The organism is Streptomyces sp. NPDC088707 (genome assembly GCF_044752725.1).
Taxonomy (GTDB): Bacteria; Actinomycetota; Actinomycetes; order Streptomycetales; family Streptomycetaceae; genus Streptomyces.
On sequence record NZ_JBIVLV010000010.1, the window covers coordinates 262466 to 285072 of the forward strand.

Sequence of the window (22607 nt, forward strand, 5' to 3'; positions counted from 1 at the left end):
CCCCGTCACCCCTCGGGATGGAAAGCTTCATGAGCCTGCACGGTCTGCTCGATGTCGTCGTCAAGGACGCGGCCCTCGCCGAGGCGGTGCAGGCCGCCGCCGACGGGAACCGCCCGCACGTGGACCTGGTCGGTCCCGCCGCCGCCCGGCCCTTCGCCGTCGCCGCGCTCGCCCGGGACTCGGGGCGGCCGGTGCTCGCGGTGACCGCGACCGGGCGGGAGGCCGAGGACCTCGCCGCCGCGCTGCGGTCCCTGCTCGACCCGGACACGGTCGTCGAGTACCCCTCCTGGGAGACCCTGCCGCACGAGCGGCTCTCGCCCCGCTCCGACACCGTCGGCCGCCGTCTCGCCGTACTGCGCCGGCTCGCGCACCCGCGGGACGACGACCCGGCGGCCGGCCCGGTGAGCGTCGTCGTCGCGCCCATCCGCTCCGTGCTCCAACCGCAGGTCAAGGGCCTCGGCGACCTGGAGCCGGTGGCGCTGCGGAGCGGCCAGACGGCCGACCTGAACGAGATCGTGGAGGGCCTGGCGGCCGCCGCCTACTCCCGGGTCGAGCTGGTCGAGAAGCGCGGCGAGTTCGCCGTGCGCGGCGGCATCCTGGACGTCTTCCCGCCGACCGAGGAGCACCCGCTCCGGATCGAGTTCTGGGGCGACGACGTCGAGGAGATCCGGTACTTCAAGGTCGCCGACCAGCGGTCCCTCGAAGTGGCCGAGCACGGGCTCTGGGCGCCGCCCTGCCGCGAGCTGCTGCTCACCGCGGACGTACGGGGGCGGGCGGCGGCGCTCGCCGAGGAGCACCCCGAGCTGGGCGAGCTCCTCAACAAGATCGCGGAGGGGATCGCGGTCGAGGGCATGGAGTCCCTCGCGCCGGTCCTCGTCGACGACATGGAGCTGCTGCTCGACGTCCTGCCGAAGGGCGCCATGGCCGTGGTGTGCGACCCGGAGCGGGTGCGGACCCGGGCCTCGGACCTCGTCGCCACGAGCCAGGAGTTCCTCCAGGCCTCGTGGGCGGCCACGGCCGGCGGCGGCGAGGCCCCGATCGACGTCGGCGCGGCCTCCCTGTGGGGGATCGCGGACGTCCGGGACCGGGCGCGCGAGCTGGGGATGTCCTGGTGGTCGGTGTCGCCGTTCGCGGCGGACGCCACGGCCGAAGGCGCCGACGGGGACACCCTCACGCTCGGGATGCACGCCCCCGAGTCGTACCGCGGCGACACCGCACGCGCGCTCGCCGACACCAAGGGCTGGCTGGCCGACGGCTGGCGCACGGTCTACGTCACGGAGGCCCACGGCCCCGCGACCCGTACGGTCGAGGTCCTCGGCGGCGAGGGCATCGCGGCCCGTCTCGACGCGGACCTGACGGAGATCTCCCCGTCCGTCGTCCACGTGTCGACCGGCTCCATCGACTACGGCTTCGTCGACGCGGCCCTCAAGCTCGCCGTCCTCACCGAGACCGACCTGTCCGGCCAGAAGGCGGCCGGCAAGGACGGCCAGCGGATGCCGGCCAAGCGCCGCAAGACCATCGACCCGCTGACCCTGGAGGTCGGCGACTACATCGTGCACGAGCAGCACGGTGTCGGCCGGTACGTGGAGATGGTCCAGCGGACCGTGCAGGGCGCGACCCGTGAGTACCTCCTCGTGGAGTACGCCCCCGCCAAGCGCGGCCAGCCCGGCGACCGGCTGTACATCCCGACGGACCAGCTGGAGCAGGTCACCAAGTACGTGGGCGGCGAGGCGCCGACCCTGCACCGGCTCGGCGGCGCGGACTGGACGAAGACGAAGGCGCGCGCGAAGAAGGCCGTCAAGGAGATCGCGGCCGACCTCATCAAGCTGTACTCGGCGCGGATGGCGGCCCCCGGGCACGCCTTCGCCCCGGACACCCCGTGGCAGCGCGAGCTGGAGGACGCCTTCCCGTACGCGGAGACGCCCGACCAGCTGTCCACCATCGCCGAGGTGAAGGAGGACATGGAGAAGACCGTCCCCATGGACCGTCTGATCTGCGGCGACGTGGGTTACGGCAAGACGGAGATCGCGGTCCGCGCGGCCTTCAAGGCGGTGCAGGACGGCAAGCAGGTCGCGGTCCTCGTCCCGACGACGCTGCTCGTGCAGCAGCACTTCGGAACCTTCTCCGAGCGGTACTCCCAGTTCCCCGTGAAGGTACGGGCGTTGTCCCGCTTCCAGACCGACACGGAGGCGAAGGCGACCCTGGAGGGCATGCGGGAGGGTTCGGTCGACGTCGTCATCGGCACCCACCGCCTGTTCGCCTCCGAGACGAAGTTCAAGGACCTGGGCCTGGTCATCGTCGACGAGGAGCAGCGCTTCGGCGTCGAGCACAAGGAGCAGCTGAAGAAGCTCCGCGCCAACGTCGACGTCCTCACCATGTCGGCCACCCCCATCCCCCGTACGCTCGAGATGGCGGTCACCGGCATCCGCGAGATGTCGACCATCACCACCCCGCCGGAGGAGCGCCACCCCGTCCTCACCTTCGTGGGGCCGTACGAGGAGAAGCAGATCGGCGCCGCGATCCGGCGTGAACTCCTGCGCGAGGGCCAGGTCTTCTACATCCACAACCGGGTCGACTCGATCGACCGGGCGGCGGCGCGGCTGCGCGAGATCGTCCCCGAGGCACGGATCGCGACCGCCCACGGCCAGATGTCGGAGTCGGCCCTCGAGCAGGTCGTCGTCGACTTCTGGGAGAAGAAGTTCGACGTCCTCGTCTCGACGACCATCGTCGAGTCGGGCATCGACATCTCCAACGCCAACACCCTGATCGTCGAGCGCGGCGACAACTTCGGCCTCTCGCAGCTCCACCAGCTGCGGGGCCGCGTCGGCCGTGGCCGGGAGCGCGGCTACGCGTACTTCCTGTACCCGCCGGAGAAGCCGCTCACCGAGACCGCGCACGAGCGGCTCGCGACGATCGCCCAGCACACCGAGATGGGCGCCGGCATGTACGTGGCGATGAAGGACCTGGAGATCCGCGGCGCGGGCAATCTGCTCGGCGGCGAGCAGTCCGGCCACATCGCGGGCGTCGGCTTCGACCTGTACGTCCGGATGGTCGGCGAGGCCGTCGCGGACTACCGGGCGCAGATGGACGGCGGGGTGGAGGAGGAGGCCCCGCTGGAGGTCAAGATCGAGCTCCCGGTCGACGCCCACATGCCGCACGACTACGCCCCGGGCGAGCGGCTCCGCCTCCAGGCCTACCGCTCGATCGCCTCGGCGAACTCGGAGGAGGACATCAGGGCGGTCCGCGAGGAACTCACCGACCGCTACGGCAAGTTGCCGGAACCGGTCGAGAACCTCCTCCTGGTGGCGGGCCTGCGCATGCTGGCGCGGGCCTGCGGCGTCGGCGAGATCGTCCTGCAGGGCCCGAACATCCGCTTCGCGCCGGTGGAGCTGCGCGAGTCGCAGGAGCTCAGGCTGAAGCGGCTCTATCCGCGGACCGTCATCAAGCCGGCCGTCCACCAGATCCTGGTGCCGCGTCCGACGTCGGGCAAGATCGGCGGGAAGCCGGTGGTGGGCCGTGAACTGCTGGCGTGGACCGGGGAGTTCCTGACGACGATCCTGGGGTCGTAGGGAGAGCGGGCCGGGGGTGCGCCGAGGGCGCGCCCCCGACCGGGCCTTCGGCCCTACAGCTCGTCGAGGTCCAGCGCCCCGGCCATGGCGCGGTAGCCCGCGTCGTTCGGGTGGAGGGCGTCGCCCGAGTCGTACGCCGGGAGGATGCGGTCCGGGTCCGTCGGGTCGGCGACCGCGTGGTCGAGGTCGACGATCGCGTCGTACGCGCCCGACGTGCGGACCCAGGTGTTGAAGGCGTCGCGCTTGGCCTCGTTGGCCGGGGTGTCGTAGAAGGAGCCCTTGACCGGGGTCAGGGTCGCGCCGATCACCTTCAGGCCCTTGGCGTGGGCCTGGCGTATCAGGGTGCGGTGGCCCTTGATCAGTTCGGTCACGGAGACGTCGGGGGTGGGCGCGGCGGGGAAGTCGACCGTGCTGCCGCCGATGTCGTTGATGCCTTCGAGGAGGATGACCGTGCGGACGCCGCGCTCGTTCAGGACGTCCTGGCGGAAGCGGGTCAGGGCCTTCTCGCCGGCCCAGGTCGTGTCGTTGACGACCTGGTTGCCCGCGATCCCGTGGTTGAGGACCGCGCGCGGGCTGCCCGCCGCGGCCAGTCGCTCGGCGAGCTCGTCCGGGTAGCGGTTGTCCGCGTCCGTCGCGGAGCCCACGCCGTCGGTGATCGAGTCGCCGAAGGCGACGATGCCGTCGCGACGGGCGGTGTCCCGGCCGCCGGTGACCTCGACGCCCGACAGGTAGTACGAGGACGTGCTCGTCTCCGTGAAGGCCGAGCCGGACAGGTCTCCGCGGTGGTCGCCTGCGGCCCGGTAGGCGGTGGCGCCGGCGAACTGGTGGAAGGTGGCCGGGCCTGTCTCGCCCGCCAGGTACAGGGTGACGGTCAGGGACTCGAACGCCTTGACCGGGAAGGGGGCGCCGTCGCTGAGGAGCGTGCCGCCGGCCGGGACCGTGGTGGACGCCCGCCCGTCGAAGCGCAGGGTGCGGACCGAACCGGCGCGCACCGCACCGCCCTCGGCCGTGCGGGCGACGGTCGCGCCGGTGACGCGCAGCGGGCCGGTGCCGTAGCGGTTGCTCAGCTCGATCCGGGCCCGGGTGCCGGAGGCGGTGACGCGGACGACCTGCCGCACGGTGTGGTTGTCGAAGCCCTGCTCCGACCAGTTGGGGCCGAGTGGCGCGGCGGGTGCCTGCGGGGAGGCGGCCCAGGCGCCGCGCCAGGGCGATCCGGATCCCGCGTGGTCGGGGGCGGCGAGGGCGGTGGGGGCTAAGGCGAGGGTCGCCGTGGTGAGCAGGGCTGTGGCGGTGCGACGGAGGGTGTTCGTGGTTCTCATGTTCTCCGTCAATTGCTGACCGTCGCGGGCTATTCCCGCGGCTCCGGTTCCTCCGGCGGGAGTTGGCCGGTGAAGAGCAGGCCGGTGAGGGAACGGAAGTACTCCTCGGGGTCGCGGTCGCCCAGGGCTCCCGTCACGTTGTGGGTGAGGAGCAGCGTCGCGAAGCCGTGGGCGAGCGACCAGGCGGCGATGCCCGCCGTGCGGGCGTCGGGGACGTCGGTCAGGGCGGCGACGCCGGCGCGGAGTTCGGCGGAGGCACGCTCCTTGGCGGTGAGCAGGTCCGGGTCGTCGGCGCGCAGCAGGTCCGGCTGGAACATGACCTGGAAGTGGGCGGGGTGCTCGATCGCGAACCGCACGTACCGCACCCCGCGTTCGCGCAGCTCGGGCGCGGCGGCGAGGGCTTCGGCGAGGAGGCCGTACCCCTCGGTCGCGAGGGCGGTGAGGAGCCCGGTGCGGTCCTTGAAGTGGTGGGCGGGCGCGGCGTGCGAGACGCCCGCGCGGCGCGCGAGGTCGCGGAGGCTGAGCGCCCCGGGGCCCTCGGCGGCGATGACGTCGAGGGCGGCGTCGAGGACGGCCTGCCGCAGGCCGCCGTGGTGGTAGGAGCTCCGGCTCGTGCGCGTCATGGGAGGAGCCTAGCCCCGATCTAGGCATTGACAAGTTGCGGGACGCGGAGCACCATCTAGTCACTGACTAGATGGTGAGCGAGTGAAGAGGAGTCCGCCGTGGAATCCGGACGCGTACGTCAGATGTGGCACCTGCTCGAACCCCTGCACGCCCTGCTCTACTACGCCCCGGAGGCCTTCGACGAGGCCGCCGCCCTCGGCTACGACACCTCCGAGCGCTGGCCCTCCTACTTCGCCTGGCGCGCCGCACCCCTCGGCCCCGTGGGCCCGGACCGGGTGGCGGACACCTTCTACAGCTTCAGTCCCGCGATGATCGCCCGACACGTCCCCGCCGCCTGGGAGACCGCGGCTCCGGCCGACGTCCTCGCCGCCCGGCTCCGGGCCGTCGACCGCACCTACCGGGCCGTCCTGGGCGAGGAACTCCTCGCGAGCCCCGAACTCGCCGAGGCGGCCACCCTCGCCCGCACCGCCGCCGACGGGGCGGCGGCGGCCTCCGGGGCCCTCGTGTCCCGCCCGCTCGCCGTCGCCAACGCCGCCCTGCCCCGGCCCGAGGCCCCGCACCTGGTCCTCTGGCAGTCCGCGACGGTCCTGCGCGAGCACAGGGGCGACGGCCACCTCGAAGCCCTCGTCGACGCCGGGCTCGACCCGGTCGAGTCGCTCGTCTCCTTCGCGGCGATCGGTGCCGCGCCCGAGCCCGTCTTCGAGAGCCGGGGCTGGAGCGGCGAGGAATGGGAGGCGGCGCGCGCCCGTCTCGCCGCCCGCGGCCTCCTGACCGCCGACGGGGGAGCCACCGAGGCGGGCCGCGCCCTGCGCGCCGAGGTCGAGCGGCGTACCGACGAACTCGCCGCCGCCCCCTGGGACGCCCTCGGCCCGGACGGCACCGCCCGCCTCGCGGAGTTGCTCGGCGGCCCCTGGCTGGCGGCGATCGGCTCCGGCCTGCTGCCCTCCGAGAACACCCTGGGCATCGGCAAGGTGTGACCGGCACGGGGCCGGACGCGAAGGGCCCGGGCGTCGCTCGTGCGACACCCGGGCCCGGTCGTGCGACCGATCAGAAGAGCAGTTCCCCTGCGGGGAAGCTCGAACCGATCTTCACGCGCGGGGCGTAGCCGCCGGCCCCGTCGCCCTTGTAGTAGAAGAGGTCTCCCGCCTTCTCGCGCCCGCTCAGATCGGGCTTCCCGTCGCCGTTGAGATCGCCGACGGCGGCGAGGGCGTCGTAGACCTGCCAGCCGTTGCCGATCTTCCTGCGCTCCGCGAGGGTTCCGTCGCCCTTCCCCTCCTGGAGCCAGAGATCACCTGCCTTGTCGATGGCGACGAGATCGGCCGTACCGGGCGCGTCAACCGTGTCGGCGAAGTCCGTCGCGACCACGGACGTGTAGTCGGCCCAGGCGCCGCCGGTGTCGGCGATCTGCGTCCGCGGGGCGTAGCTGTCCGCGCCGGTCCCCTTGTGGAGCCAGAGCTTGCTCCCGGCGCGGGTGATCAGGTCGGCGGTGCCGTCCCCGTCGAAGTCGCCGGGGGCGAGGAGCACGTCGTCGGTCAGGAAGCCGGTGCCGGCCTGGCGGCGGGTGCCACCGGAGTACGTACCGTCCACCGGGCTGAGCGGGTAGTGCCACAGGACGCCGGCCGTGTCGACGGCGGCGAGGGTCGTGCCCTGGCGGGCGACCTGCTTCATCGCGCCCCAGCCGAAGCCGACCTTGCACGGCTTGGCGAGCGCGGCGGTGTCGCCGGTGGCGCGGCCCTCGTAGCGGTAGAGGCCGCCGGCCGCGTCCCGCCGGTACACGGCGCCGGGAGTGGTGCCGTAGGTGCCGCAGTCCTTCCAGTAGGCCGCGCCGCGGAGCGGCAGGTGGTCGGAGATCCACTTGCCGGTGGTCGTCTTCGGCTCGTCGGGGACGTCACCGACGACGCCGCGGAAGAACTGGCCGCTGAAGAAGGTGTAGTCGAGCTTCTGCACACGGTTCTGGTGCGTCTTGTCGTACATCGTCAACTCACCCACCCGGCACCGCGTCAGCCCAGGGGTCCGGCAGTTGCCGTACGGGCCGACGTCGTCGAAGTCGGTCTCGTCGGCCTCGACGAACGTGCCGTACGCGCCGTCGCCGGTGGCCGGCTCGTAGAAACGGTTGAGCACGTCCCCCCACGGGCTGGAGTTGAAGTCGCCGCTGAGGATGACGGGGATGCCCGCCTGCTCCCACTCCTTGGCCTTGCGGACCAGGGCGTCGGCCTCCCTGGTCATCACCTCGTGCCGCGCCAGCCTGTCCTTGTACGCGGCGATCTCCGCGGGGGTGGCGCCCGCACCGGGGTCGGCGGGGACGTTCGGGGCTCCCCACCACAGGTGTACGGAGCAGGCCCAGGTCGCGCGGTTCTGCACCCACGACTTGATGCAGGGGGACTTGATGTCCTCGCCCGTGGCGCCCGGGACGGTCTGCTGGATCGCGGTCTTCGTGTCCAGGGTGAGGACCGTGGACTCGACGAAGGAGCCCCGGACGAACACGGCCATTCCGTAGCTGCGGGCCGTGCCGCTCCCGGATGAGTCGACGCAGAGCGGCCTGCCGGTCGAGTCGTGGAGGCTGCCGGCGGGGACGGTCTCGACGTACCGGCCGGTGTAGCCCCGGGGCTTGAGGCTCGCGTCCATGCGGTTGAACTGGTAGCTGCAGACCTCGACGAGGAAGATGTAGTCGGCGTTCCAGACGCCGCCCGCCGTCTCGTCGACGATCGTCTTGTGACGGGCGTCGTCCTCCTCTCGCGTGGCGTTGCAGCCCTCGGTCCCGCTGCTGCCGCAGATGTTGTACGTGAACGTCCTGATGGGCGGCGCGGACGCGTAGTTCACCGTGTCGGCCAGCGCCTGAGGCGCCGACACCATCGTGGCCGCGCAGATGAGGGCCAGAGTGGCCAACAGGGCGCGAGCCGGTCTGGGTATGTGCAAAGCAACCCCTCCTGAGGGAGCGTCATGGAAGGGATGAACGCTAGTCGAATGCGTGTTCCACTCGATGGGCGGGTGAACGGCCCGGTCCGGATGTCCGCAACCGGCCTAGGATGTACAGGTGTTCACAGAACGGACGTTCCGATCAGCCCTGGCCGCCTCGGCGCTCGCCGTCACCACGCTCCTCGCCACCGCCTGCTCACCCGGAGCCGACGGCGGCCCGGGATCCGGCGGCGGTGCGGGATCCGGCGGTGGCGCGGGCGACAGGCCCGCCGCGCGGGGGACCGCCCTCGCCGCCGTCGAGACGCTCACCGTCAAGGGACGTGCGCCGAAGACCGGTTACGAGCGGGAGAAGTTCGGCCGCGCCTGGGCGGACGTCGACGGCAACGGCTGCGGGACCCGGGACGACATACTCAAGCGCGACCTCACCGGCGTCCGGTTCACCGACGGCCGCTGCAAGGTCGCCTCCGGCACGCTCACCGACGACCCGTACACCGGGACCACCGTCCGCTTCGTCCGCGGGCGCAGCAAGGTCGACATCGACCATGTCGTCGCGCTCTCCGACGCCTGGCAGAAGGGCGCGGGGAAGTGGGACGGGGAGACCCGGCGCCGGTTCGCCAACGACCCGCTCAACCTGCTCGCCGTCGACGCCTCCACCAACCGCCGCAAGTCCGACGGCGACGCGGCGACCTGGCTGCCGCCGAACAAGGCGTACCGCTGCACGTACGTGGCCCGGCAGATCGCCGTGAAGAAGAAGTACGGGGTGTGGGTGACGGCCGGCGAGCGGGACGCGATGAAGCGGGTCCTCGCCGGCTGTCCGCAGCAGAAACTTCCGTAGCCCTCACCGGCCGGGGGAAAACCTGTTGGTGCGAGGCGAAATGATCTTTACCCTGCCTGCATGGACCTGAACATATCGACCCTTGCCGAGCGCCCCGAACTGGAAGGGCCGATGTGGGGCATGCGCGACCTCTGGCCCGAGTTCATGATGTACGACCCGGTGGGCTGGGCGAACATCGGGCGGATCGTGCGCGAGCTGCCGGAGTACGTCCTCGTGGCCACCGACGCCGAGGGCAAGGTCGTCGCCCGTGGCTTCAGCGTTCCCTTCCGCCTCGACGTCGACGGGCGCCGCGAGCTGCCCGCGCGCGGCTGGGACGAGGTGCTGCTCTGGGCGTTCTCCGACCTGAAGCACGGCCGTGAGGCCGACACCGTCAGCGCCATCGAGATCACGGTCGACACGAGCGCCCTGGGTCGGGGCATCTCCCACCGCATGCTGGCCGCCATGCGGGGCAACGCCGGGCGCCTCGGCTTCTCCGAGCTGGTCGCCCCGGTCCGCCCCAACGGCAAGCACCTGGAGGCCGCGTCCTCCATCCACGAGTACGCCTTCCGTACCCGGGAGTCCGACGGACTGCCGCACGACGCCTGGCTGCGCGTCCATGTGCGCGCGGGCGGTGTCGTCGAGGCGGTGGCCCCGGCATCGATGACCGTCTCCGGCTCGGTCGAGCAGTGGCGCTCGTGGACCGGCCTGCCCTTCGACGCCGACGGGCCGGTCGAGGTCGCGGGCGCGCTCGTGCCCGTCCACTGCGACGCCTCGCGCGGCTACGCGGTCTATGTCGAGCCCAATGTGTGGGTGCGACACCGCATCTGAGACGTACGGGACGCCCCCGGGGAGCGGGACCCCGGGGGCGATCTTCGCGGCGGGGGATGTACCGTACGGCGTCCCCTGTCGTACACCCGTGCGCCCCGCCCCCGGCGTGCGCCTCCGTGAGAGGTCCCGCGAATCGTGAACCAGGCCGTCCGCTTGGAGAAGGGCGCGGAGTCCCCGCGCCCCAAGGAGCTGCCGGGCCGGCCGGCCCGGGTCGGGCTCGCGCTGGTGCCGCTGCTGAGCCTGGGCGTCCTCGGGTTCGTCCCCTCGCTCACACTCGCCCTGCGGCGCGGGACGCGGAACGACTGGCTCGCCGCGCTGCTGTTCACGGCCGCCTCGGTCGGCTGGTGCTTCCAGATCGCGCTGACGCCCGAGGAGACCCACGGCTCCGCGTACCTCCTCGACGTGGTGCTGCTCGCGGCCACCACCCTGGGTGCGTCGGCGCACCTCCTCACCGCCGGGAGGGCCGGCCGGTGAAGACCCGTCGCGCCTGGCGCGTCACCGAGCGGGAGGCGTCCAAGAGGGAGGCGGCGGAGTCCGGGGGTGCCCGGATTCCGGGGCTGCTGGCCGCCGGCGCGGGTGCCCTGCGCGGCCGGCTGGGCTGGGCGGTGGGTTCCGTCGTGGTCCTCGCCCTCGGTTTCGTCGGCGTCTCGCTGTTCGCCGGGGCGGACCGACCGGGCACCCCGCCCGACACCCGGGCCCGTGCCTACCAGGACTACGACGCCTGTCTGCTGACCGACGAGCGGGGCATCGTGACCGGTGCTCCGGCGGCCCCCGTCTGGGAGGGGATGCAGGCGGCGTCGCTGGACAAGCGCATCCGTGTGACGTTCGTGCCGGTGATGGGCGAGAAGTCGGTGGAGAACGCCCGCCCGTTCCTCAACGGTCTGGTCCAGCGGGACTGCGAGATCGTCGTCGCCTCGGGCGCCCCGCAGGTGGCGGCCGCCGAGGCGGCGGTGGAGAAGAACCCGAAGGTCCGGTTCGTGACGGTCGGTGAGGCGGGCGGCGCGGCCCACGACAACCTGGTCCGGGTGGCACCCGGCGCGTCCCTCAAGGACGACATCGCGGCGACGGTGAAGCGGCTGGCCCACGAGGACTGACGGGCCGACAGGCGTCCTGCCGGGGTACCCCGTCAGGAGTTGTCCGGAAGGGTTCCCTCCCAAAAGTAAAGCCCGGGTAAAGTTCGGCACCCTGGTGTGAACTGGTGATCCGTCATCGGGCAGGCTCGCGAGGCTTTGTAAGAATCGCGTTAGTAAAGGCTGGCCCATGCGTATACGCCGGGTCCGTAGCCCTCGCCTGTTCCCACCGGGTCGCACCGGAAGACGCAGGCTGAGGGCTACGGCTCTTTCCGTACTCATCTCCCTGTTCCTCATGCTCACCACCGAGTCGGCGCTCGCCGCGGGCGTCACGCTCGAACCGGTGAAGATGCCCAAGCTCTCCCTCTCCGGTCTGTGGAAGTGGGTGAGCGAGAGCCCTCTCGACACCCCCGACCAGCAGGGCGGCACGGCGCGGGGCAAGAGCCATCAGGCCTCATCGGACGCCACGAGCCTCGAAGGCAAGGCCGGGCGCAAGCCCGGCAAGGGCAAGGGCGAACTCCCGCTGTTCGAGCGGGAGACCGACGACCCCGCCGAGACCCGCACCGGCAAGGCGCCGGGCAACGCCAAGAGCTTCGACGCGCGCACCAGCAAGCGCGACGCGAAGAAGTCCACGGCCACCTCGGACTACTACGTCAACGCCGACGGCTCCACCACGGTCCGCCACTTCGCCGGCCGCACCAACTTCAAGGCCGCGGACGGCACGTGGAAGGCCATCGACACGAGCCTGACCGAGGACAAGGACGGCCGCCTCCAGCAGACGGCCAACTCCCTCGACGTCGAGTTCGCGCCGACCGCCGCCGACCAGGCCCTGGCCTCGGTCGACTTCGGCGCGGGCCGCTCGCTCGCGTACGCGCTGAAGGGCGCCGCGAAGACGGAGCCCACCGTCGCCGCGAACGGCACCGTGACGTACGCGGACGTGCTGCCCGAGACCGACGTACAGCTCGTGCCGCTGGCGGAGGGCTTCAAGGAGAACGTCGTCCTGCGCTCCCCGCAGGCCGCGAACTCCTGGACCTTCCCGCTCGACGTGAAGGGCCTCACCCCCCGCGTCGCCGCCGACGGCGACGTGGAGTTCACCGACGCGAACGGAAAGGTCACCGCGACCATCCCGCACGCGTTCATGGAGGACTCCAAGATCGACCCGCGCTCGGGCGACCCCGCCCAGTCGCGGGCCGTGACCTACGAGCTGGTGACGGTGGACGGCGAGCCGGCGCTGCGGATGACCGCGGACCGCGCCTGGCTGGACGACCCCGCCCGGGTCTACCCGGTCACCGTCGACCCGACGGTGACCGCGTCGAACTCCACGTACGCGCAGAACACCATCGGTGGTGACCACTCCACCGAGACGCAGATCAAGGTCGGCTCCTACGACTCGGGCACGAACAAGACGAACTCGTTCCTGCAGTTCTCCTCGCTGGGCACCACGCTCGCGGGGAAGCGGGTCACCGCCGCCACCCTGAACGTCTACGCGCTCTGGTCCTCCACCTGCGCCGCCCAGTCGTTCTCGGTGCACCCGATCACCCAGTCCTGGACCCCGTCCGGAGTGACCAGCTACCCGGGCCCGAGCTTCGGCGCGGCCATGGGATCGGCCACGCCCGCTCCCGGCGCCTCCTGCTCCAACAGCGGGAACTCGGCCTCGGTCGGCGTGAAGATGCCGGTCTCCCTCAACACGACGTGGTTCAACAACGTCGCCGGCGGAGCCGCGAACTACGGTCTGGCGCTCACCGCGCCGACCAACGACATGCTCCACTGGAAGAAGTTCCACTCGGACAACTCGGCCACCGCCGGCTTCCGCCCGGCCCTTGATCTGACGTACACGGCGAACACCGCGCCGCAGATCAACGCCCAGTACCCGCCGGCCAACTTCCAGGCCAACACCCTCCAGCCGGAGCTGCTCGTCTACGCGAGCGACGCCGACAAGGGTCCGAACCCGCTGACGTACACCTTCGAGGTCTACGAGGGCGACGCCACCGGCACCCCCACGCTGATCGCCACCTCCGGCGCTGTCACCAAGGGCAGCTGGAAGGTTCCCGCGGGCAAGCTGAAGTGGTCGGAGAACTACGACTGGTACGTGGAGGCCAGCGACGGCACCTCGGCCGTCGTGGAGGGCAGCCGTTTCACCACGGCCGTGCCGCAGCCGCCGGTCACCTCGGGCCTGTCGATGAACACCGACGGCCACGACTTCGACCCCTCGGACGGCAACTACACGACCGAGGACACCGACGCCCAGGTGTCGGTGATCGGCCCGTCGCTGGAGATCGAGCGCTCCTACAACAGCCTCGACCCCCGGGTGGACTCCGCCTTCGGCGCCGGCTGGTCGACGATCGTCGACATGAAGGCCGTCGAGGTCAAGGACGGCGCCGGCGCGCTCACCAGCGTGATCATCACCTACCCGGGTGGTGAGCAGGTCGCCTTCGGCAGGAACTCGGACGGCACCTTCGTGCCCCCGCTGGGCCGCTACGCGCGCCTCGCGGCCGTCACCGGCGGCGGCTACGCGCTCACGGACAAGGACTTCACGGAGTACGCCTTCACCCAGGCGACCGCGAAGGCCGGCACCTACGCGCTGAAGACCATCAAGGACTACGCGGGCCGCACCGAGACCTTCGCGTACGACGCCAATAAGCGCCTCACGAAGATCACGAACGAGGTCTCCAAGCGGAACCTGGGCCTGACCTGGTACCAGCCGGCCTCGGCCACCGCCTGGCACGTCCAGACCGTCTACACCGACCAGGCCACGGCCGGCGACGCGAACTCGGTCCAGACCTGGCAGTACACCTACACCGGTGACCAGCTCACCAAGGTGTGCCCGCCGGCCGACTGGTCCAAGTGCACGACGTACACCTACGCCACCGGCAACCACTACCGCACCACGGTCCTCGACGCCGACCCGTTCGCCTACTGGCGGCTCGGCGAGACCTCGGGCACGGTCGCCAAGGACGCCCTCGACGCGAACCAGGGCCAGTACAACGGCACGTACAAGAACGTGACGCTGGGCGGGACGGGCCCCCTCGCGGGCTCCACCCAGAAGGCGGCCACCTTCAACGGCACCACCTCGTACGTCGAGATGCCGGCCGCGCCGGGCGCCACGCCCTCGTACACGTCCGTCTCGCTGTGGTTCAAGACGAGCACCGCCGGAGGCGTGCTCTTCTACTACGGCGACAAGCCCCTCAGCGACCCCGACCCGGTGGCCAACACCACGAAGAACACCCCCGCGGTGTACGTGGGCACCGACGGCAAGCTGCGCGGCTGCCTGGCGATGTCGCCCGGCTGCATGACGACGATCACGTCCACCCCCGTCGTCACCGACGGCAAGTGGCACAGCGCCGTCCTGACCGGTGTCGCCAACAGCCAGACCCTGTACCTCGACGGTGCGGCGGTCGGCTCGCTCAGCGGCACCATCAACGACTGGGTGCAGCCGTACATCTCCCTCGGCGCCGGTGTGAACACCATGGGCTGGCCGGCGATGAACGCGGGCGACAAGCTCGGTCACTTCAACGGCCAGCTGGCCGAGGTCGCGATCTTCTCCGAGCCGCTGTCGGCCGACGTGATCAAGACCCAGTACGACTCCGCCACCCGGTCGGCCGGTCTCCTCCAGAAGATCACCACTCCGGGCGGCAAGACCCAGGCGTCCGTCGTCTACGACACCACCGACGACCGCGTCCTCCAGGCCACCGACGGCAACGGCGGCACCTGGAAGCTCAACCCGCCGACCATCACCGGCTCGTCCCAGGTCTACCGCTCCGCCGTCATGGGCTCAGCCCCGGCCGGCTACTGGCGCATGGACGACACCCAGGGCGCGGCGCAGGCCGCGAACCAGGTGAACACCGGCTTCGGCACGTACAACAACGTCATCCAGGGCGCCGAAGGCCCCTTCGGTCCGGGTGACGCGAGCGCGGCGACGTTCGACGGCTCGACCTCCTTCGTGGAGATCCCGTACGGCCCGCTGCACGCCAAGGCCGACCGCTCGGTCGAGCTCTGGTTCAAGACGGCCGAACCCGGCGTCCTCATGAGCGACCAGGCCCGTGCCCCGAACGATCCGCTCGGTGCGGGCGCCGCCTACTCGCCGTTGCTGTACGTCGGCGCGGACGGCAAGCTGCGCGGTCACTGGTGGAGCGCCACCGGCAGCGGGACGACCGACTTCGGCACCACCGGTACGGTCACCGACGACAAGTGGCACCACGCGGTGCTGTCGGCGAAGGGCACGACGCAGACGCTCTACCTGGACGGTGTGAAGCAGAAGGACTACACCGGCGCGGCCAACGACCAGTCGACGACCCGCACCTTCATCGGCGCCGGTTTCGGCAAGGGCTGGATCAGCTCGCCGGGTGACGTCAGCTACTTCACCGGTTCCATCGCCGAGGTCGCGGTCCACGCCAAGGGCCTGACCGACGCGGACGTGGCGACGCACTGGTCGGCCTACAAGGCGTCCTCCGGCATCGCCCCCGTCAAGACGGTCAAGCTGACCGACCCGAAGGACAAGACCCTCACCTACGTGTACGACGCCGAGATGGGCAACCGCCTGCTCGCCGCGATCGACACCGAGGGCGACCGCACCACCTACGGGTACGACACCGGCGGCTTCCTGCACACCATCACGGACGCCAACGGCAACCGCTCGATCACCGGTCACGACGTGCGCGGCAACACGGTCTCCCAGACCACCTGCCAGAACACGGCCGCGAACAAGTGCTCGACGGAGTACTACACCTTCTACCCGGACTCGACCACGGCCTTCCCGCCGATGGACCTGCGCAACGACCTGATCCTCACGGAGCGGGACGGGCGCTCGTCCGGTCCGACGGACAACGCCTACCTCACGAGCTACTCCTACGACGCGGGCGGCAACCTGCTGTCGGTGACCACGCCCCCCGTGGCCGGTCATCCGAACGGCCGGACCGCCTCGACCACGTACACCACCGCCACCACCCCGGCGGCGGAGGGCGGCACGGCGGTCACCCCGGCGGGTCTCGTGTCGCAGGTCACCACACCGGGTGGCCGGAAGACGACGTACACCTACTTCGCCAACGGCGACCTGGCGAAGATCACCGACGCCAACGGCGCCACGGTGGAGTACACGTACGACAAGCTGGGCCGCGAGATCTCCAAGAAGGAGGTCTCGGACGCGAACCCGGGCGGCCTGGTCACGTCGCAGACGTACGACAAGAACGACCAGGTCGTCACCGAGACGACCCCGTCCGTCACCAACCGGGTCACCGGCGCCAAGCACCAGGCGAAGACGACCACGGGCTACGACCCCGACGGCAACATCCTGTCCCAGACGGTCCAGGACCTCACCGGCGGTGACACGGCGCGCGTCACGTCGATGACGTACGACGCCACCAACCAGCTGGCGACCAGGACGGACCCGGGCGGCGACACCACGTCGTTCGAGTACGACGTCTACGGCAACAAGGTGAAGGAGACGGACCCCGCGGGGACCGTCAACACCTACACCTTCGACGGCGAGCAGCGTCCGCTCACCACCAGCCTGCTCGGCTACACGGGCGACCCGTACAACCCGACGGCTCCGACGACGCTCGTCCAGGAGTCCCGGGCGTACGACCCGGCCGGCCGCCTCGCGTCGATCACCGACTCGCTGGGCTGGCAGACGGCGTACACCTACACCGACGACGGCCTGTCGGCCTCCGTGGTCCGCAGGGACCCGCAGACCGGCAAGTCCTTCACGGAGCAGGCGAACACCTACGACGCCGCCGGCAACCTGATCGAGCAGGTCACCAACGACGGGCAGACCCGCACCACCTTCACGGTGGACGCGGCCGACCGTACGGTCTCCGAGATCCTCGACCCCAACGGGCTCGCCAGGACCACGCAGACCAGCTACGACCCGGACGACAACGTGGTGTCGGAGACGGACCGGGACCCGGCGACGGGCGACGTGTCCACCACGGACACCCGGTACGACTCGCTGGGCAACATCACCGGAACCACCAGCCACGACGGCACCACGGCTCCGGTGGCCCGCTACAAGCTGGACGAGACGACGGGCTTCGGCCTGGCCGACTCCTCCGGCGCCAACAACACCGGTACCCACGGCACCGGCATGCACTGGAACACCGACCGGGGCGGCAGCGCCGCCTTCGACGGTGACGTCAACTCGTGGGCGCAGGCCTCGGGCCCGGCCGTGAACACGGCCGGCAGCTTCACGGTCTCCGCGTGGGCCAAGCTGTCCGACCTGACGACGGGTCGCACGGTCCTCTCGCAGGACGCGGGCACGGTGTACGGCTTCGTGCTGTACTACGCGGCCAACACCGGCTGGGCGTTCGCCCGCCCCCGGGCGGACGCGCTGCCCCTCGCCTACGACCGGGCGGTCTCCGCCCCGTCCGCGGCGGTCGCCGGAGCCTGGACCCACCTGGTCGGCCAGTACGACGCCCAGGCGTCCAAGCTGCGCCTGTACGTCAACGGCACGCTCGCGCAGGAAGTCCCGGTCGCCGGCAACTGGGAGGCGACCGGCCCGTTCCAGATCGGCCGCCACAAGATGGGCGCCGGGAACTACGACTACGAGTTCAAGGGCGGCATCGACGACGTCCAGGTCTACTCCGAGGCGCTGACCTCCACGCAGATCACGGCGCTCAAGGGCGGCACCCTGCCGGCCGCGGGCTCCACGGTCCGCACCACCACGTGGAAGCTGGACCAGCGCGGTCTGCCGGTGTCCCAGACGGACACCGCGGGCAACGTCACGGACTACGGCTACGACGAGCTCGGCCAGCAGACCTCGGTCACCGAGCCGGCCGTCATGGCGGAGCAGAACGGCGGGACCCCGGTCTCCGTCCGGCCCGTCACGATGACCGGGTACAACACGTTCGGCGAGGCGACGGAGTCCTCGGACCCGCTCGGCAACGTGGTGACGACGGCGTACGACGCGGAGGGCCAGGAGCTGTCGACGACGTCTCCCGACTACCTCGCGCCGGGTGCGTCCGCCCCGATCCGCGCGACCTCGTACAACGAGTACAACAAGCTCGGCCAGGTGACGGCGGAGGTCGACCCGCTCGGCGGCCGCACCACGTACACCTACACGCAGCTGGGCGACCTGGCCTCGGTCACCGAACCGGGCGGCGGTACGACGAAGTACACCTACTCCACCAACGGCGACCAGCTGTCGGCCACCCGGCCGAACGGCGCCCGCCAGGAGATGACGTACGACTACCTGGGCCGCGAGCTGACCAGCACGGACATCGTGCGCCAGCCGACGCAGCGGGCGTACACGGCGATCAACGAGTACAACGCACCGGGCGGCGAGCTGTCCCGGATCGTGTCGCCGCAGGGCGTCACGGAGTCGTACAAGTACAACGCCGAGGGTGAGGTCACCGAGGTGACCGACGGCGCGGGCAAGGTCTCGCGCTTCACGTACGACATGGACGGTCAGCCGCTCACGGCCACCGAGCCCGACGGCACCAGCACCCGCAACACGTACGACGGCTTCGGCCAGCTGGTGAGGACGGACGACCTGGACGAGACGGGTGCCGTGCTGCGTACGGCGAGCACCGGTTACGACCGGGCCGGCAACATGGTCTCGGCGACCGATCACCGCGGTCACACGAAGACCTTCACGTACGACTCCTCGGGTCTGATCACGAAGGTCGTGGAGCCCGTCTCCGCGACCGAGTCGATCACCACGACCTACGGGTACGACGCGGCCGGCAACCAGACCCGCTTCACCGACGGGCGGGGCAACCCGTTCCTGACGACGTACAACACGTGGGGTCTGCCGGAGTCGCAGATCGAGCCGTCCACGCCGACCCATCCGAACCTCGCGGACCGGACGTTCACGGCGGTCTACGACGGCGGCGGCCGGATCAAGGAGTCCCGTTCTCCCGGTGGGGTGAACATCTCCTTCGAGTACGACGTGAAGAGCCGACTGATCCGCCAGTCGGGTACGGGTGCGGAGGCCGTCACGGCCGACCACACGTACGACTACGACGCCGACGACCGGATCACGGCCGTCGCCGGCCTCGGTACGGAGAAGAACACCTTCTCGTACGACGACCGGGGTCTGCTCCTGACCGCGAACGGGCCCTCGGGCTCCTCGTCCTTCGCGTACGACGGCGACGGCGGGATGACCTCCCGCACGGACGCCTCGGGCACGTCGACCTTCGGCTACGACACCGCCGGCCGCGTGAAGACCGCGAACGACGGTCTGACGGGCTCGACGGCGACGTACGGCTACGACGTCAACAGCAACGTGACGTCGGTCGACTACGGCACGGGCAAGGCGAAGCGCAGCTTCGGCTACGACAAGCTGGAGCGTCTGACCAGCGACTCGCTGACCTCGCCCACCGGCAAGACGCTCGCGTCCTTCACCTACGGGTGGGACGCGAACGACAACCTGACGTCGAAGACGACGACGGGGCTCGCCGGTTCGTCGGCCAACACGTACACGTACGACTGGGCCGACCGCGTCATGTCCTGGAACAACGGGACGACGAACGAGGTCTACGGCTACGACGCGTCCGGCAACCGGACCCGGGTGGGTGGCGACACCTACACCTACGACGCCCGGAACCGGCTCACGTCGGACGGTCACACCGCCTACACCTACACCGCGCGCGGCACGCTCAGCTCGGTGACGGACGAGGCCAGCCGGGTGACGACCATGAAGGTGGACGCCTTCAACCGCGTCATCCAGGAAGGAAACCGCACCTACACGTACGACGGTCTCGACCGCGTCCTGAACGCCAAGGACGAGACGGGCACCGAGCTCTACGCGTTCAAGTACAGCGGCGACGGCAACGAGGTGGCATCGGACGGTCTGTCGACCTACAGCCGTGACGCCGGGGGCGCCGTGGTCGGTGTGAAGAACGCCGTCAGCTCCGTGCTCGCCATGACGGACCTGCACACGGACGTGGTGGCGCAGTTCACCACCACGGGCGAGGCGCTGACCGGCTCGACGACCTACTCGCCGTTCGGCAAGGTCGTCCAGTCGGCGACGATGCTGGGTTCGCTGGGCTACCAGTCCGGCTGGACCGATCCGGAGACGGCCAAGGTCAACATGGCCGCGCGCTGGTACTCGCCGGAGACCGGCCAGTTCAACAGCCGCGACACCGTCGCCCTCAGCGGGGTCCCGAACTCGATCTCGGCGAACCGGTACGCGTACGCGGACGGCAACCCGATGACGGGCATGGACCCGACCGGCCACTGGCCGGGCTGGGCCGACAAGATCGTCAAGAAGGTCAAGAAGAAGGTCACCAAGACCGTCAAGTCGGCCTACAAGCACGTCAAGAAGGCCGTCAAGAAGGTCGCCAAGGTCGTCAAGAAGGCCGCGAAGGTCGTCAAGAAGGCCGTCAAGAAGGTGGTGAAGCGGGCCAAGCGGGCGGTGCGGAAGGCCGTCCGGTACGTGGCCGACAGCGTCCGGAAGGTCAAGAGATACGTCAAGCGTGTCTACAAGACCGTGAAACGTGTGGCCCACAAGGTCGTCAAGCATGTGAAGAAGGCGGTCCGCAAGGTCGCCAAGGCCGTCAAACACGTGGCCAAGAAGGTGGTCAAGGCAGCCAAGAAGGTCGGCAGAGCCGTCAAGAAGGCGGCGAAGGCGACAGCCAACTTCGTCAAGCAGCACGCCTCGACCATCGCCTCGGTGGCCACCGGCATCGCCGTCTTCGCGGGCTGCACCGCGATCACGGCCGGTGTGGGTGCCGTGGGTTGTGCCGCCCTCGCGGGCGCCGCGGCCAACGGCGTCGGCTACATGATGAGCGACGGACCGAAGTCGGTCGGCGGATTCCTGGGAGCGGTCGCCATCGGCGCCGTGACCGGTGCCGCCGGTGGTGTCGGCGGCCGCCTCGCGGCGAGCGCCGCGGGCAAGCTGCTCTCGGGCACGGCCGGCAAGATCGCGACGAACGTCGCGGAGAGCGCCGGCGAGGAAGCCCTCACGGGCGCGGTCGAGTACGGCACCTCGTGCGTGAACAGCGAGGAGGGCTGCTCGGTCGCCGGAGCCGCGAAGGCGGCGACGATCGGCGCGGTCATGGGCGGCGCGTTCGGAGCGAAGGGCAAGGGCAAGGGGCCGAAGGCGAAGGACTCGCCGGGCGCCTCGTCCGGTCCCGGCTGCCCGATCCGTCGCGGCGGAACGCCGCACAGCTTCACCGCAACCACGCCGGTGCTGCTCGCGGACGGCACGACCAAGCAGATCTCCAAGGTCAGGGCGGGCGACAAGGTCCTCACGGCCGAGCCCGGCAAGAAGACCAAGGAGATCCACGAGGTCAAGCAGGTCATCGTCACGAAGACCGACCGCGACTACGTCGACGTCACCGTGAAGACGGAGGCCGGTCCGAAGACGATCGAGACCACCGAGCACCACCAGTTCTACGAGTCCACCCGCAACGCCTGGACGCAGGCGGGCGACCTCAAGGTCGGCCAGAAGCTCCAGAACGGCGAGGGCGCGCCTACGTCGATCGTCGACGTCAGGTCGTACAAGGCCGACAGGACCACGTACGACCTGAGCATCGAGGGCCTGCACACGTACTTCGTGTTCGCGGGCGACACGGTACTGGCGGCGGACCCGAACGACGCGGTGCTGGTGCACAACTGCGGTGGCAAGCAGCCTGGCCACTCAAGCGTCTGCGAGTGCAAGCCGGACAATCCGAGGAGCGAGGTGACCCTCGACAGGGACTCCTTCGAATCCGCGCGGAACACCGGCCTGGACATCGTTGGCCCGCTCGACACAGGAACCCGGAAGACTCTGCGGGGCCGACTGGAAATCGCCGTCGAAACCTTCGGCAAGGTGACCGGATTCACCGGGAAGAGCAATGGTGACTACAGGGAGTTCCGCCTCGACGTCGACGAGAAGAAGGGTGCGCACATCAATGTCATGACGGGCAGGGGCGCGAACGTTCGCAAGTACGCGATCCGCTGGCCTTCCGAGACCGTCGCCCCCTGGCTCAGGAAGCTGCAGAGATGACCGACAACAACGCCTACGGAAGCCGACCGGACTACCTTCCGGCCTTCATGAACGACCCGCGGGACGAGGACGGTCGCCTTGTCGTGCGGCTGGACCGTACCGAGAGCCGGGAGCTGGACGGGGTGACCCTCGGCAGGTTCCCGGCCGCCTCCGGCGATGCCATCGACTTCGACACCGCCTCGTACGACGACCGACTCTGGTGGGACGACGAGGAACAGTGGGTGACGGTGGCGGCGGAGTTGCTCGCGCCGTACGCGCAGCGTGAAGAGCGGGTGGCCGTCATGTGGGGAAACCTGCTGATGCCGACCGTGACCATGCCTGCGGGTGTCGCGATGCGGCACGCGCGGGACATCCTCGACGCCGGACCGCACTTCTGGATTCACCCCCTGGGTGGGTCCGTCCTCATCGAGTGCCTGATGGACGGGCAGGTGACGGTGGCGACGATCCCGGCGACGCCGCCCGAGTAGATCCGGGAAGATCCGAGTAGATCCGGGTGGTACCCACACCCGCAGAGAGAGGCCCCGCCGGGACACGCCGGCGGGG

General features: G+C 70.5%; 11 protein-coding genes. 8 read left to right on the forward strand and 3 right to left on the reverse strand.

Annotated features, from left to right (window positions below):
• The first annotated feature begins 29 nt into the window (after positions 1-29).
• Positions 30-3569 carry a transcription-repair coupling factor gene (mfd, locus tag ACIP84_RS28655; protein ID WP_401801541.1) on the forward strand — a complete coding sequence of 1180 codons (3540 nt, stop codon included), beginning with the start codon at positions 30-32 and terminating at the stop codon, positions 3567-3569.
• A gap of 53 nt (positions 3570-3622) precedes the next feature.
• Here the strand turns inward: mfd and ACIP84_RS28660 are convergent, their stop codons facing one another.
• On the reverse strand, positions 3623-4888 hold the full coding sequence (locus ACIP84_RS28660; protein ID WP_401801543.1) for an SGNH/GDSL hydrolase family protein: 1266 nt from the start codon (positions 4886-4888) through the stop codon (positions 3623-3625).
• 29 nt (positions 4889-4917) lie between these two features.
• Positions 4918-5511, reverse strand: a complete 594-nt coding sequence (locus ACIP84_RS28665; RefSeq protein ID WP_355967248.1) for a TetR/AcrR family transcriptional regulator — start codon at positions 5509-5511, stop codon at positions 4918-4920.
• Positions 5512-5634: 123 nt separating this feature from the next.
• Between ACIP84_RS28665 and ACIP84_RS28670 the strand changes: the two genes are divergently transcribed.
• Positions 5635-6489: a hypothetical protein gene (locus tag ACIP84_RS28670; RefSeq protein ID WP_401801705.1), complete on the forward strand. Its 855-nt coding sequence runs from the start codon at positions 5635-5637 to the stop codon at positions 6487-6489.
• A gap of 70 nt (positions 6490-6559) precedes the next feature.
• On the opposite strand, the gene ACIP84_RS28675 is transcribed toward ACIP84_RS28670, so the two are convergent.
• Positions 6560-8428, reverse strand: coding sequence for an endonuclease/exonuclease/phosphatase family protein (locus ACIP84_RS28675; protein ID WP_401801546.1), 1869 nt, complete (start codon positions 8426-8428; stop codon positions 6560-6562).
• Between the two features lie 118 nt (positions 8429-8546).
• On the opposite strand from ACIP84_RS28675, the gene ACIP84_RS28680 reads away from it, so the two are divergent.
• The 6 genes from ACIP84_RS28680 to ACIP84_RS28705 all read left to right on the forward strand — a co-directional run bounded on the left by ACIP84_RS28680 (position 8547) and on the right by ACIP84_RS28705 (position 22531).
• Positions 8547-9263, forward strand: coding sequence for an HNH endonuclease family protein (locus tag ACIP84_RS28680; protein WP_401801548.1), 717 nt, complete (start codon positions 8547-8549; stop codon positions 9261-9263).
• A gap of 60 nt (positions 9264-9323) precedes the next feature.
• Positions 9324-10070 carry an N-acetyltransferase gene (locus tag ACIP84_RS28685; protein ID WP_355967241.1) on the forward strand — a complete coding sequence of 249 codons (747 nt, stop codon included), beginning with the start codon at positions 9324-9326 and terminating at the stop codon, positions 10068-10070.
• Between the two features lie 135 nt (positions 10071-10205).
• Positions 10206-10544 (forward strand): hypothetical protein, encoded by a 339-nt coding sequence (locus ACIP84_RS28690; RefSeq protein ID WP_401801552.1) that lies wholly within the window; start codon positions 10206-10208, stop codon positions 10542-10544.
• Positions 10541-11164 carry a BMP family ABC transporter substrate-binding protein gene (locus ACIP84_RS28695; protein WP_401801553.1) on the forward strand — a complete coding sequence of 208 codons (624 nt, stop codon included), beginning with the start codon at positions 10541-10543 and terminating at the stop codon, positions 11162-11164. Before ACIP84_RS28690 ends, ACIP84_RS28695 begins: the two co-directional genes overlap by 4 nt.
• A gap of 271 nt (positions 11165-11435) precedes the next feature.
• Positions 11436-22064 carry a LamG-like jellyroll fold domain-containing protein gene (locus ACIP84_RS28700; RefSeq protein ID WP_401801556.1) on the forward strand — a complete coding sequence of 3543 codons (10629 nt, stop codon included), beginning with the start codon at positions 11436-11438 and terminating at the stop codon, positions 22062-22064.
• A complete protein-coding gene (locus ACIP84_RS28705) occupies positions 22061-22531 on the forward strand; it encodes a hypothetical protein (protein WP_401801558.1) in 471 nt (156 codons plus the stop codon). The genes ACIP84_RS28700 and ACIP84_RS28705 overlap by 4 nt, the downstream gene beginning before the upstream one ends.
• The last annotated feature ends 76 nt before the right edge of the window (positions 22532-22607 follow it).

What these genes read in the sequence shown, in the direction of transcription:
- ACIP84_RS28700 (WP_401801556.1), top strand. Translation starts at nt 11,436, where the DNA reads ATGCTCACCACCGAGTCGGCGCTCGCCGCGGGCGTCACGCTCGAACCG.
- ACIP84_RS28660 (WP_401801543.1), bottom strand. Translation starts at nt 4,888, where the DNA reads ATGAGAACCACGAACACCCTCCGTCGCACCGCCACAGCCCTGCTCACC.
- ACIP84_RS28705 (WP_401801558.1), top strand. Translation starts at nt 22,061, where the DNA reads ATGACCGACAACAACGCCTACGGAAGCCGACCGGACTACCTTCCGGCC.
- ACIP84_RS28665 (WP_355967248.1), bottom strand. Translation starts at nt 5,511, where the DNA reads ATGACGCGCACGAGCCGGAGCTCCTACCACCACGGCGGCCTGCGGCAG.
- ACIP84_RS28670 (WP_401801705.1), top strand. Translation starts at nt 5,635, where the DNA reads ATGTGGCACCTGCTCGAACCCCTGCACGCCCTGCTCTACTACGCCCCG.
- ACIP84_RS28685 (WP_355967241.1), top strand. Translation starts at nt 9,324, where the DNA reads ATGGACCTGAACATATCGACCCTTGCCGAGCGCCCCGAACTGGAAGGG.
- mfd (WP_401801541.1), top strand. Translation starts at nt 30, where the DNA reads ATGAGCCTGCACGGTCTGCTCGATGTCGTCGTCAAGGACGCGGCCCTC.